We start from the raw sequence: 12,722 nt of genomic DNA, 5'->3' as shown, positions 1-12,722 counted from the left end.
AAAAAATCAAGGATTTTTCATATTTGATTTGTTAAAGTAGTCTTATCAAATGAGATTACTGGAGGAAATTATGAATAAACAAAATGCCATTGCATTAAATAGAAAGATGATTCAATTATTGACGATTGCGGGAATTATCCTGACGATTTATTTAGGATATATCATTGCGAAACATCATTATTTTGAAGTTGGCGGTGCCTTCCATCAGTTAGTCGGTCATTGGGGAATTTATGGAGTACTATTTTTCATCTTCGCTCAAATTGTACAAGTGGTGTATCCGATTATTCCCGGCGGATTAACTTGTGTTATTGGGCATATTGCGTTTGGTCATTTATATGGCTTTATTTATAATTTTATTGGGATTATGATTGGTTCTATAATCAATTTCTGGTTAGCGAGACGTTATGGAGAGACAGTTGTTCAAGCATTTGTTTCTCAAGAAACTTATGATAAATATATTAGCTATTTAAACGATGGAAAGAAATTCGAACGTTTCTTCTTCTGGGCATTAGTATTGCCGGGATTTCCTGATGATTTCTTATGTATGGTAGCAGGATTAGGGAAGATGACGTTTAAGAAATTTGTGGCGATTTGCTTAGTGGCAAAACCTGTTACTCTTTATGTGTATACATTGATTGCAGCAGAAGGAGTACAAGTAATCTTTAAATGGATTCAAGGGTAGAGGTGTTTCAGTGAAAAAAATAATGATTGGACTGGTTAGAGGATATCAAAAGTGGATTTCGCCATTATTGCCACCAACTTGTATTTATCGACCAACTTGTTCAACGTATATGATTCAAGCCATTGAAAAACATGGTGTTATCAAAGGTATAATTATGGGAAGTGGAAGAATTATGAGATGTCATCCATTTATTTTAGGAGGACAAGATCCAGTTCCGGATGAATTTACAGTAAGACGACATAAAGAGTTTCGTAAGAAGAGAACTTGTGGTTGTTGTCCACCAATAGAAATCAAAAAAAAAGGAGATTGAACGGTATCAATCTCCTTTTTGTGTTATTGGAATTTAGTTTGATACTTTTGAATAATACGTGGCAATAATGGTGATAAGATAATCCAAAAGCCCATATTTCCCAAAGCATGTAGTGTATCAAAGGGCAATCCTTGTAAATAATATACCCAAAATTTAGGAATATGATAGAAATACACAGAAAAAATCGAAATGACAAATCCGTATAAATATCCCATCAAACCAGCCATGATTGTAAAAAAGGCTAACTTCAATAAGGGTTGTTTCCAAGTTTGTCTCGATAAAGGTTTCAAACAAGAAAATACAAGAATGACAATCGCAAAACTTGCAATTTGATGCAATGTCCAAGGTCCCATTCCTAAAAAGATATTCGACAAGAACATGGATAAACTAGCTGTCAGAATTCCTTCGACCAATCCTATTTCCAGTGTGATGATTAATAGAATAACTGTGACTGGTTGAACATTTGGAATCCAAGCAAATAAGATTCTGCCAACATAGGCTAGTGTTGATAGTAGTGCAATTAGTGTAATTTTTCTAATTGAAAAAATAGCTGTATTTTTCATTATTGTTTAAATGTTTCTAATTTCCAATCAATAACGTCGCCTTGTTTTAAGTCAACTTGATTAGCTCCGACTGGACTCATTTCTCCGTTGACATCAAATAACCAATATTTTTTGTTTGCAGGTTCTTGTTCGATTCCGTTAATTGCAGATACGAACCCATCTTTTTCAATAATTTGCATTTGTTCTTTCATAACTGTTAATAATTTATCACCATCTTTGAATGTTAAGGTAAATGGGCTTCCTGAAATTGGTTCGCCATCTTTTTTAACATTTACTGTAATGGTTTGTTCTACTTTTGCTGTAGTTGTTGTTTCTTGAGTCGATTGTTTGGCTGGCGTTGCTGGTTGTGCGCAAGCTCCTAGAGATAGTGTTAATAAAGCTAAAGCTAATAATTTTTTCATAAAATCCTCCTAAAGTTATCATTTAACCCTTTATTATCATAGCGAAAGCAAGGTGGAATGTAAAGTGATTTTCAATAGAAGACGAGTAAAAAATATTAAAACGTATCTTCTCACCTTGTGAAAATAATGGTATACTGACAAAGTATCATTTCGAAAAGTAAGAATCATTAAAAGGAGGAAATGACCTATATGGCACAAGGTTATGAGTTTTCAGAAAAAGTAGCGAAAGCTTGTCAAAAGAAAGAGGCGTTGTTTGACGAAAGTAAAGCACGTTATGCATTCCGTTCAATGTTTGCAGGAGCATTCCTAACCATGAGTACAGCAGCAGGAGCGGCAGCAGCACAAGTGATTGCAGGATTAAATCCAGCGTTAAGTAAATTTTTCTTTGCATTTATTTTTACTTGGGGATTAGTTTATATCCTATTCTTAAATTCTGAATTAGCAACATCAAATATGATGTATTTAACAGCAGGAGTGTACCAAAAAAATATTCGCCTATCAAAAGCCGTAACGATTTTATTATATTGTGGAATCTTCAACTTGATTGGAGCGATGATTATTGGGGCAGCATTTGCGCATAGTTCAGCTTTTAATGCAATGGATGTACACCACTTCATCGTTCATTTAGTTCAAGGGAAAGCAACTCGTGGAAATGGACAAGTTCTTCTAGAAGCTGTTTTAGCGAATATCTTTGTTAACGTTGCAATCTTAGCATTCTTATTAATTAAAGATGAAGCTGCTAAAATGTGGATTATTATTTCAGCAATTTTCATGTTTGTATTCTTAGGAGAAGAACACGTTGTAGCAAACTTTGCTTCATTCTCAATTGTTAAATTCTCAGCAGTTTCTTCATCTCTAGAATTTATGAACTGGTTCAACTTAATTCGTCACTGGGTAGTTGCGTTCATCGGTAATACTATCGGTGGTGGTGTAATCGTAGGATTAGCTTATGCATTCTTAAATAAAACAAAAAGCGTTTATCATGAATAATGAAACTAAAGGTTGTCTTTAAGGGCAGCCTTTTTATTTTTAGAAAATATTCAAACCCGTGAGCAGAATAATTGGGGAATCGGATAAAATCTGTTACTATAACTCTATCGTGAAAACGATGAATGAAACGAAAAGGAGAATTGTTATGAAAAAAACAACCAAAATGTTAGCGACCAGTTTATTAGTGGCGGTAGGTTTGGCTGCGTGTGGCAGCAATTCATCAAGTTCTACGAATGCTGCAAATCGCTTAACAATGACGACCTTTGGCGAATTAACAACATTAGATAGTGCAGATTATGATGATGTTCCAAGTTCAGATATGATGGGACAAATTTTTGAAGGATTATATCGTGTAGCTGCGAATAATAAAGTGGAATTAGGAATGGCTGCTCAAGAGCCAAAAGTGAGTGAAGACGGTTTAGTCTACACATTCACATTACGTGATGCAAAATGGTCAGATGGTTCTGCTGTAAAAGCACAAGATTTTGTCTTTACGTATCGTAAATTAGTCAATCCTCAAGAAGGACATGTAGCACAATCAGCAGACGTGTTCAAAAATGCGAAAAAAATTCGTAGTGGGGAATTGCCAGTGGAAGAATTAGGAGTTAAGGCTCTTGATGATAAAACATTAGAAATTACGCTTGAAAATCCAGCTCCATATTTACCAAAATTATTAACGGGATCACGTTTCTTACCACAATCTGAAGCAGTCGCTCAAAAATTAGGCGACCAATATGGCTCAAATGTTTCAAATGTAGTGGTAAATGGACCGTTCAAATTAGAAGGATGGACAGGTTCAGAATTAACTTGGAAATTAGTGAAAAACTCGGACTACTGGGATGCTAGTAATGTTGCTTTAAACGAAGTAACGGTGAATGTATCAAAAGAAGTAGCAACTTCTGTTCAATTGTTTGATTCAAAACAAGTTCAATATACAACGATTAGTGACCAATTTGTCGATCAATATAAATCTCAACCAACATTCCATGCGCAACCAAAAGCAACAATGGGATATATGAGTTTTAATACATTGAAACCAACAACTGCTAACCAACATTTCCGTCGTGCCATTGCGATGGCTTATGACAAACAAGCGTTGACAAATAATGTCTTAAAAGATGGCTCAATCCCTTCAACAGGATTAATTCCAAAAAGTTTTGCAACAAATGAAGCAACTGGAAAAGATTTTGTAGATGAATCAGGCGATTTCTTGAAGTTTGATGTACAAGAAGCTCAAAAAGAATGGGAATTAGCGAAAAAAGATTTAGGTGTTAGCGAAGTAACGGTTACTTTATTAACTTCTGATACAGGGACTTCAAAACTTGTAGGGGAATATTTACAAGCGCAAATTCAAAAGAACTTACCAGGTGTAACCTTTAAATTACAACCTGTTCCATTGAAAAACCGTTTAGAATTACAACGTGCAAGCGACTTTGACATTTTCTACGGAACTTGGGCTCCAGATTATCAAGATCCGTTGAACTTCTTAGAGCAATATATTACAGGTGGCGGTATTAACTTTGCGAAATATTCAAATGCTGAATATGATAAAGCAGTAGATGCAGTAAAATCTACTTATGCAACTCAACCAGAAAATCGTTGGAATCAAATGCTAGCTGCAGAAAAAATCATTATGAATGATGCAGTCGTAGCACCAATTTACCAAGCTTCTCAAAGTTATTTATTAGCTGAAAATGTAAAAGGACTTGAAGTATTACCGTTTGGACGTACGGTAAACTTACGCCAAGCAAGTGCGCAATAAAATCCTGTAAAACAAAAACTTGAGTGATGTGAGTCACTCAAGTTTTTTTGTCATATGATAATAAGAATGTCCGCTTAAGATTTTTGTACTAGTCGCAGTATAGCCTAGTTTTTGATAGAGCTGATATGCCTTGTTATTAATTTCATCACAATTCAAAGCAATGACACTAGCCCCTTGTTTTTTGGCTAAGTCCTCAACAGCTTGTAGTAATTTCATACCAATTCCTTTTCTTCGGTGATTTTCATGCACCGAGAGAATATCGATATACCATTCTCCTGCCTGTGTTTCAGAATCTTCATAGAGACGAATGGAAGAAGGAATATTGTAGACTTCATATAATTGATAAAATGGGTCATCAATTCGTGGTTCTAGATGTCCATGGTATCCAAAAATTGCTCCTGCAACGTTTCCGTCTTCCATATAAACAAGTGTATTCGTTAGACTATAACGGAAGTCTTCTTGTAGTATGGCTTTTTCTAGCATTGCATGAAGAGTGCTAGGCGAAACTTCTTTCAAAATAGGTAATTCCATATCTTCCATAATCGTTTGGATGAGCGGAATCATTTGCTTTCTTTCTTCTGGTTTTGGTTGTCTAATCATTATTTCACCTTATTCCAATTGAGATTTATGGTATGCGAGTGGTGTCATACCAATTTTTTGTTTAAATTGTTTTGAAAAATCAAGACCTGTAATTCCTAATACGATATATTCGAGAGGTTCTTCAGGAGAAGAAACTTCTGTATGATCGACTTGAAGATTTATAATGACAAAATCTTGTGCTTTTACAGGGAAACTTCGATTTTTAATTAAAAATCGAAGTTTCCATCTAATACATAAAATAATTTCATAAATGGATGAGAATGGATTGAGCTGTGCCAGTCGCTATCATATTTTGATTTTGTAATGGATTCTAAATGGACGGATAAACTGCGCATATTCGATTCAATTACTAAATAACGTTCATTACTCATACTTTTCATATCTTTATCTGTTACTTTCATTATACTTAAAAGCACATTTTTTATCAATTCCCTTTGGGAAAAGTTAGAAAGAAACGGAAGAATGACAGTTTCATTGACGATACCTTAAAAAACAGGTATGCTATTTTCTGGTAGAAAGGAGTGCATGGAAAAGGTTTCATCAATCGAGGAGATGAACCAATACAAATCAGAGTAGAATACATTGCGTTAAGTGCCAAACGGATGGGATGTTGCCGATTGGACGAAAAAGAAAATTCTTTGCGGTAGTGTATTCGCATTCGCTGCATTTAATGACAGACCATTTATTAAATGGAGCAGCTCTTTAATGAATTTTAAAAGGAGATGCTAATATGAACAAACAAACACAATTAACAAGAACATTAACGGTAACCGCATTAATGATTGCGATGCGTTTAATAATTGAAATGATTCCATCGATTAAAATGGGGAATTTCGTACAAATTGGATTCGGATTTATCGGAGCGGCATTGGCTGGAGTGATTTTAGGACCTTATCGAGCAGCTGTTGTAGGTTTTTTTGTAGATATTTTAGGGAATTTTCTAAGAGGGGAAGCAAGTACCTTTTTCCCTGGATTTACTTTAACAGCTGTCTTAGGTGGATTAATTTATGGCTATTGCTTGTATCGTAAAGAATTAACACTTCCACGTATTTTTGTGACAGTATTAATCATTACAGTTGTGATTAATTTAGGATTGAATTCGATTTGGATTTATATGATGACGCAAAAAGCTTTTTCAGCCTTTATGGGACTTCGAATTTTGAAAAATATTATCAGTTTACCGTTGAATACAGTGATTTTATATGTGCTGTTTCGTAATAAAACCATGCAACAGATCATTGAGAAATATCGAGTATAGGCGTATACTATTCTTACAATAAGGAGGGATAGCCATGCCATTTATTCATATTGAAATGTTAGAAGGACGTACACGTGAACAAAAAGAAGCACTTGTCAAAGAAGTAACAGAAGTTGTTTCTAAAAACACGGGAGCTCCTACAGAACATATTCACATTATTATTCAAGAAATCAAACATGAAAACTTAGGGCAAAATGGTCAATTACGTGGCTAATGTCTAGTAGAAACTTTAGATGGGGAATTCCTGTCTAAAGTTTTTTTATTGCCAAAATCGCTATTCGTTCGACGAATCTATCGTAAAAACTGACCATCAAAAGAATTTATAAGATTTCATAAAAATGTTTTCAAAAAACGATTGACGAAACGAGTGTATTAATCGTATAATACAGTCGAAGAACAAAGTGTATTAATGCATTAATACAATAGTACGAGGAGGGGATGGAATGTTATGATTCAATTTGATAAACGATTGCCGGTATATGAACAGATTATTGCGTATGTTAAAAAGCAAATTGTATCGGGTGAATGGGAATTAGGAAGAGAATTGCCAAGTCGAAGAGAATTTGCTAGTCAACTTCAAGTGAATCCGAACACTGTTCAAAGGGCATTTCGAGAAATGGAGGAGATAGGGTTGATTTCGACAGGAAATAATGTCATGAGTCGAGTGACAGATAATCCCGAATTAATTGGGCAATTAAAGCAAGAAATGTTACAAGAAGCAATACAAATATTTGCAGATTCGATTTATCCATTACATGTTTCGAATGAGGAAGTCATGAAACAGTTGGAACAGGCGATGAAGAGAAGAGAGGGAGAGTAGCATGTTAGAGGTGAAACATTTACATAAGAGATTTGGCAAAAAAACAGTGTTAAATGGAATTTCTTTTACAGCAGAACGTGGAGAAATTACCGTATTAATCGGAGTGAATGGGATTGGGAAAACAACAATTATGAATATGATGATGGGGTTAATTCCAATCAAAAAAGGGGAAGTGAGCATTGATGGACAAGTGATTATTGGAGATCGTTCGAAGAAGTTAGCGTACATTTGTGATCAAATTGTCGTCAATAAAGGTGAAACGATTTTTGAAGCAATGGCTTTTATGAGAACTTTTTATCCGAATTGGAATGATGAGAAAGCTAAAAAATTATTGCAGTTCTTCAAATTCAAAGGGAATGAGGTTATTCAGCAATTATCGAAAGGAAATGTTGCAAAAGTTAACTTGTTATTAGGCTTATCTCTAGATGTTGATTTCGTATTAATGGATGAACCATTTTCTGGAATCGATATTTTTTCAAGAGAACACATTGTACAATTATTTGCTTCAGGTTTATTAGAAGGAATTGGTGTTATTTTAACGTCTCATGAAATTGAAGATATTGAATATATTGTGGATAAAGCCATTTTATTAGATGAAGGAAAAGTGATTAAAGAATTTTACGTAGAACAAATGCGTGAAGAAGAAGGTAAATCCATTGTAGATGTGATGAGGGAGGTGTATCAATCATGAAAAAGATTTTTAATTTATGGTTGTATGAATTGGGAAAAAGTAAATTTATGTTAGGATTTCTAACAATTGTGTTTTTTGTCATTCAAGTTGGAGTTCATTTTATGCGCATTTTAAGAATAGAACCTAAAGAGCTTAATGCTGATGATGTAAGAAGTGTGAGGGATTTAGTGCGATCAAGATTTGGAATGGATTTAGCGCTGATGGCAGCCTTTATCATTATTATTATTGCTTCTGTTTATATTTGGGTAAAAGAATTTCGTAGTAAGGGGAATTTTATTAATCGATTATTCTTACTACCAGGAAATCGAATGCAAGTGTATGTTGCAAAATTCTTAACGATTTTGTCCTACATTTTAGTTCTTCAAATCGTTCAATTGATCATTCTTGGGGTGAATATGATGCTATTGCTTTGGAGGTTTCCAGTTTTAGCAGACCATATTCATTATACGGACTTCTTAAATTCGGGTTCACTGTTACAATATTTATTACCGTTAAATGGAACTACCTATGCGTGGTTGATGGCATTTTTAATGGTTGTCATTGTTTTCTTCTTCCAATTAGCGATTTTAGAAGAAGGATTGAAAGCGTATGGTTGGGTATTAATGGGGGCATCTTTAGTTGGATACTTTGTGATTTGTTGTGGGATTTTAGCAAGTTATATTCAGTTAATGATAAACTTATCGCTTACTCAAACGGAACAATATTTTGTGACAATGTTGTATGCAGTTGGATTTATAGGCATTCATTGGTTAGTCGATTATTATTTATTAGAACGTAAAGTCAGTGTTTAATGGGGGTGAGTATATGAAATCAATTAAATTTGCATGGGGATTATTGGTTATTGTTGTTGGATTTCTATTATTAGGAATTGGGAATATGGTTTGGACGTCAATGTCAGATGTTCCTTATACCGTAGAATCTTCAGCAGAAGCGAATCAATACTTAAAAGGGACAGTTTTTGAAGTAGGAAAAGAAGGTGCAGGAAAATTAAGTAATAATGTTTCGACATCAGCCATTGTTGATGGAAAAGTGGAAAAAATATTTCAAACAGTAGGTGGTTGGAATAGACCAGAGAGAGAACGAGCAATATTTGGTCGAATCCCTCTTTTGGAACGTTCATTATTAGTCAGTCATAGACATGTATTACAATTAGACAATTATTCACTATTTTATGATGTTCGTTGGGATTCATATTTTAGTCATACTGCAGACTTTACATTTAATTATGCGATGTACTCTAATGAAAACAAACGAATCATTGAAAAACAAATTCCGATTCGTTTTGAGGGATTAATTGGATGGGGAGAAGAACCAATTTTCCAACGTAAGGGGAAAGAGTTAGGAGTCATTGTTCCTTTCTTAGAAAAAAACACTCATGCAAGAAAATTCTTGAAGTTTATTCTATCTTTTGAAGAAGGTACTGTGAAAGAACTGGGAGAATTAACACTTGAAAAAGAGGGTTCGATTCTCAATGCAACATTTAGAAATCGTTCTTATAATCCGGAAACAATTGTGTTAAATGTACTTCCTTTACAACAAGAGGAAAAACCTTCTGAAAAACCAGATGATAAAGAAGAGTATTATCAATATGATGTATTTACCAATACATTCCGTAAGTTAGATATTAGTTCACTGAGAAGTCCAGCAAACTTCTATATTTCAGGTTCTAAAATTTATGCAGTAGAAACGAATTTGCCAAAATTTGCCGGAAGAAAATATGGAAGACCGGATCCTGCTGAACGACCAGGATATATTGAAAATAGTGAGCGTCAAGCTAATAATGAAACGGTTTATCAAGTTACTTCAGATTTATCATTAGAAAAAATTGGAACAATTCAACGTGATCCATATTCTTCAGAAGAAGTGCTAAACAAAGATACATTAGTCTATGTTGGACTCGAACAAGGTCAAAATGCACTTCGTGTGTTTGATTTGAATAAAAAAGAAGAAGTTTTCTCAGCAAAAATTACACCAAAGGCAGATGCGAAATTATATTTCCAAAGAAAACGTGAATATGTGATGTACTAAAGCGTAATAAATAGGCGGTTGTCCAAGAAGTTGACGGTGTGACTCCGTCCGACTATTTATTCAGGTTGTTCGACAAATCCTGTTGGTGAGCCTAAATAATTAAGAAAATCTAACGAACAAAAAGAGCATTCCGTTTGGGATGCTCTATTTTTCTTGTAAATGTGGGCTTGGTAATAGTCGGTTGACAATCATGGCGATGACTGCCCCGATTAAAGTATCTAATACTCGTTGAATTGCATATTCCACATTAACAGCTGCTTCAATCGTATAAAAGATGACTAAGAAAGTCGCTGACGAATTAATGACAGCTGTTTTATTGAATCGATTGCAAAACAAAATTAACAGTATGATTCCAATAGGAACTAGTATTAAGTCGAAATAATCTGGAAGTGAAAAGTGTTTGTATAATTGTAGAAGTACGATTGCAAGTATCCCACCGGACATGTTTCCAAAGAAACGAGCAATTCCAAACTTCCAAGTTTGTTTATGATCTTTTCTTAAACTAAAAACAGTTGATAGTACGGCTAACATAGGAGAACCACGATGTAGTACTTTAAAAAGTAAAATACAGAGAAAAACAGATACTGCTGTCTTAAAAGTTCTGAGTCCAATGTGAAAAGAATGTTGTTGATTAGGCACAATTTCACCTCGTTGTTTAAAATTCTTGAATATCATATCATAAAATGTATGAAACGACAACGAAGGAGAGTTTTGAGATGGAACAATGACATTGTTACTTGCAAAAGAAATTAAATTTCATAAAAAAACATGGAAAATTCAAGCGTAAAATTAAGGTTTATGATAAAATTAGAGGTATGTATAGAAAGTGGTGTTGCTGTGGGAAGACGAAAAACAATCAAATGGAAATCGCATATGAAATTAGGCTTTAAAAGATTAACGCTAGGAGTGGTTTTAGTGTTGATTGCCATTTGTAGTGTCATTATTATGGGAACTTTACAATTTCAAGAAACAAGGCAAAATCCTACAGCAATTGCTCATCAACAATTTATTCAAAGTCTTGTTCCATCTTCTCAAAAAGCATATCAATTATATAAAGTTTTACCGAGTATTAGTTTAGCTCAGGCTATATTAGAATCTGATTGGGGAGAAAGCGGACTTTCAAAGGACTATTATAATTTATATGGGGTCAAAGCAGGGATAGCTGAACCGAGTGTTCAATTAGAAACGAGTGAATATGTCGATGGAAAGTGGATTACGATTATGGCACCTTTTCGAGTTTATAATAGTTGGGCGGAATCAGTAGAAGCCCATGCAAAGTTATTAACGTATGGAGTAGATTGGAATCCAAAATTATACGAGCCTGTTTTGAAAGCAAAAAATTATAAAGAAGCAGCACACGCCCTTCAAAAAGCAGGATATGCCACAGATCCAACTTATGCACAAAAAATTATTCATGTGATTGAAACGCATCATTTAGCACAATATGATCAACTTCAAGAAAAATCTGTAAAGGAGTAGAGCACGTATGAGTCAATTATTACCAGGAAGTATTATTGGAATTATTGGTGGAGATTCTCAAATTTCATCGGTGATTTTAATGGCGAAACGATTAGGATATCGCATTTATCATTTTCGAGAAAAAGATGAGCCTAGTGTTTTATTAACAGATAAGGAAGAGATTGGTCGTTATTCTGACCGAAGAGCATTATTCAATTTTGCCATGCAAGTGGATACGATTTATATTTTAACCAATGAAATTGAAATTGATACCATTGTAGCTCTCAGTGGTAAAAGTCGTTATTATCAATCTTTTGAATTAGCAGAGATTTCTCAAAATCGTATGGTGGAAAAGTTGTTTTTAGAAGAACATGCGATTAATGTGGCGCCTTATGGCATGATTACGAGTATCGGAGAACTTCCAAGCTTATTATCGAGCATTGGTTTTCCAGCTATATTGGAGACGAATCGTTTCCGTAAAAATAATACGAGCATGATGTTGTATGACCATGACATGGATGATCAAGTATTTCAGTTAGTTGAGGGGCAATCTTGTATGGTGACAGCATTTGTTCCTGCGCAACGTCAGTTCAGTTTGACAATTTTGCGCGACTATGAAGATCACATTACGATTTTACCAATTACAGAAGATGTGTATGTAGATGGAAAATTAAAATATTCGATTGCCTCAAAGCGCATGAATCCTGAATGGGCTGGAGAATTAAGAACGATTGCTTCTAAAATGATGCGTTCCATTTCGGGCTCAACTTTAGTATCGATTCAAGTTGTGATGGCGAAAAATGGTATTTTCTATGTTAAAAAAGTGGATCAGTTACCATTCTTGCAACATCAATTTAGTGCTAAACAAATTCCTCAATCGTTTAGTGAAATCATTTTACGATTAGCGACAGGATTAGGTGTGCTGGAAAGTGGTCTCATTGAAGAAGGGTTAATTGTTCCGATTTATCGAGAAATGCTAGAAAAAGCACATGTTTTAACAATTTTAAAACCACATTGGGAATTTGAATATTTCCAAGTTGAAGGTGGGAATCAAGAAGAGGCAGTTGGAGTGATTCGATTAACAGGAGCTTCTAGTGTGGATTTAGTCAATGAATTAGAATTAAGTGGATTACATGATTAAGATTTTATAAGAGAAGAA

The 12,722-nt window shown here is 34.4% G+C and carries 17 protein-coding genes and 1 riboswitch; of the genes, 12 read left to right on the top strand and 5 right to left on the bottom strand.

Annotated features, from left to right (window positions below):
• Window positions 1-70: 70 nt before the first annotated feature.
• Together LK443_RS01985 and yidD are read left to right on the top strand one after the other, a co-directional pair.
• Window positions 71-682 (top strand): TVP38/TMEM64 family protein, encoded by a 612-nt coding sequence (locus LK443_RS01985; protein ID WP_227931922.1) that lies wholly within the window; start codon window positions 71-73, stop codon window positions 680-682.
• A 10-nt stretch (window positions 683-692) separates the two neighbouring features.
• A complete protein-coding gene (gene yidD, locus LK443_RS01980; RefSeq protein WP_227931921.1) occupies window positions 693-992 on the top strand; it encodes a membrane protein insertion efficiency factor YidD in 300 nt (99 codons plus the stop codon).
• A gap of 23 nt (window positions 993-1,015) precedes the next feature.
• Here the strand turns inward: yidD and LK443_RS01975 are convergent, their stop codons facing one another.
• Together LK443_RS01975 and LK443_RS01970 are read right to left on the bottom strand one after the other, a co-directional pair.
• Window positions 1,016-1,555 carry an ECF transporter S component gene (locus LK443_RS01975; RefSeq protein ID WP_227931920.1) on the bottom strand — a complete coding sequence of 180 codons (540 nt, stop codon included), beginning with the start codon at window positions 1,553-1,555 and terminating at the stop codon, window positions 1,016-1,018.
• Window positions 1,555-1,956 (bottom strand): DUF4430 domain-containing protein, encoded by a 402-nt coding sequence (locus tag LK443_RS01970; RefSeq protein WP_227931919.1) that lies wholly within the window; start codon window positions 1,954-1,956, stop codon window positions 1,555-1,557. Before LK443_RS01970 ends, LK443_RS01975 begins: the two co-directional genes overlap by 1 nt.
• 189 nt (window positions 1,957-2,145) lie before the next feature.
• Between LK443_RS01970 and LK443_RS01965 the strand changes: the two genes are divergently transcribed.
• Both LK443_RS01965 and LK443_RS01960 read left to right on the top strand, forming a co-directional pair.
• Window positions 2,146-2,946 (top strand): formate/nitrite transporter family protein, encoded by an 801-nt coding sequence (locus LK443_RS01965; RefSeq protein WP_227931918.1) that lies wholly within the window; start codon window positions 2,146-2,148, stop codon window positions 2,944-2,946.
• 145 nt (window positions 2,947-3,091) lie between these two features.
• Complete coding sequence (locus LK443_RS01960; RefSeq protein ID WP_227931917.1) at window positions 3,092-4,708, top strand: peptide ABC transporter substrate-binding protein; 1,617 nt, start codon at window positions 3,092-3,094, stop codon at window positions 4,706-4,708.
• A gap of 33 nt (window positions 4,709-4,741) precedes the next feature.
• Here LK443_RS01960 and LK443_RS01955 read toward each other — a convergent pair whose 3' ends face one another.
• Window positions 4,742-5,308: a GNAT family N-acetyltransferase gene (locus LK443_RS01955; protein WP_227931916.1), complete on the bottom strand. Its 567-nt coding sequence runs from the start codon at window positions 5,306-5,308 to the stop codon at window positions 4,742-4,744.
• Window positions 5,309-5,514: 206 nt separating this feature from the next.
• Entirely contained in the window at window positions 5,515-5,709 is a 195-nt protein-coding gene (locus tag LK443_RS01950; protein WP_227931915.1) for a hypothetical protein, read from the bottom strand.
• Between the two features lie 165 nt (window positions 5,710-5,874).
• Window positions 5,875-5,974, top strand: a riboswitch (THF riboswitch).
• 64 nt (window positions 5,975-6,038) lie between these two features.
• Here LK443_RS01950 and LK443_RS01945 point away from each other — a divergent pair.
• The 6 genes from LK443_RS01945 to LK443_RS01920 all read left to right on the top strand — a co-directional run bounded on the left by LK443_RS01945 (window position 6,039) and on the right by LK443_RS01920 (window position 10,105).
• Window positions 6,039-6,566, top strand: coding sequence for a folate family ECF transporter S component (locus tag LK443_RS01945; protein ID WP_227931914.1), 528 nt, complete (start codon window positions 6,039-6,041; stop codon window positions 6,564-6,566).
• Between the two features lie 34 nt (window positions 6,567-6,600).
• Complete coding sequence (locus tag LK443_RS01940; RefSeq protein ID WP_227931913.1) at window positions 6,601-6,780, top strand: 2-hydroxymuconate tautomerase; 180 nt, start codon at window positions 6,601-6,603, stop codon at window positions 6,778-6,780.
• Window positions 6,781-7,014: 234 nt separating this feature from the next.
• Window positions 7,015-7,386, top strand: a complete 372-nt coding sequence (locus LK443_RS01935; protein ID WP_227931912.1) for a GntR family transcriptional regulator — start codon at window positions 7,015-7,017, stop codon at window positions 7,384-7,386.
• 1 nt (window position 7,387) lies between these two features.
• Window positions 7,388-8,077, top strand: a complete 690-nt coding sequence (locus tag LK443_RS01930; protein ID WP_227931911.1) for an ATP-binding cassette domain-containing protein — start codon at window positions 7,388-7,390, stop codon at window positions 8,075-8,077.
• Entirely contained in the window at window positions 8,074-8,868 is a 795-nt protein-coding gene (locus LK443_RS01925) for a hypothetical protein (protein WP_227931910.1), read from the top strand. Before LK443_RS01930 ends, LK443_RS01925 begins: the two co-directional genes overlap by 4 nt.
• A 13-nt stretch (window positions 8,869-8,881) precedes the next feature.
• On the top strand, window positions 8,882-10,105 hold the full coding sequence (locus LK443_RS01920) for a hypothetical protein (protein WP_227931909.1): 1,224 nt from the start codon (window positions 8,882-8,884) through the stop codon (window positions 10,103-10,105).
• A 144-nt stretch (window positions 10,106-10,249) separates the two neighbouring features.
• Here the strand turns inward: LK443_RS01920 and LK443_RS01915 are convergent, their stop codons facing one another.
• Entirely contained in the window at window positions 10,250-10,744 is a 495-nt protein-coding gene (locus LK443_RS01915; protein ID WP_227931908.1) for an FUSC family protein, read from the bottom strand.
• Between the two features lie 159 nt (window positions 10,745-10,903).
• On the opposite strand from LK443_RS01915, the gene LK443_RS01910 reads away from it, so the two are divergent.
• Both LK443_RS01910 and LK443_RS01905 read left to right on the top strand, forming a co-directional pair.
• Window positions 10,904-11,584 (top strand): glycoside hydrolase family 73 protein, encoded by a 681-nt coding sequence (locus LK443_RS01910; RefSeq protein ID WP_416217878.1) that lies wholly within the window; start codon window positions 10,904-10,906, stop codon window positions 11,582-11,584.
• A 7-nt stretch (window positions 11,585-11,591) separates the two neighbouring features.
• Window positions 11,592-12,704, top strand: a complete 1,113-nt coding sequence (locus tag LK443_RS01905) for an ATP-grasp domain-containing protein (protein WP_227931907.1) — start codon at window positions 11,592-11,594, stop codon at window positions 12,702-12,704.
• Window positions 12,705-12,722 lie beyond the last annotated feature (18 nt).

It is taken from the genome of Granulicatella elegans (assembly GCF_020735385.1).
GTDB classification, from domain to species: domain Bacteria; phylum Bacillota; class Bacilli; order Lactobacillales; family Aerococcaceae; genus Granulicatella; species Granulicatella elegans_B.
The sequence above is the reverse complement of the archived record's forward strand: the minus strand, read 5'-3'. Positions and strand labels throughout refer to the sequence as shown.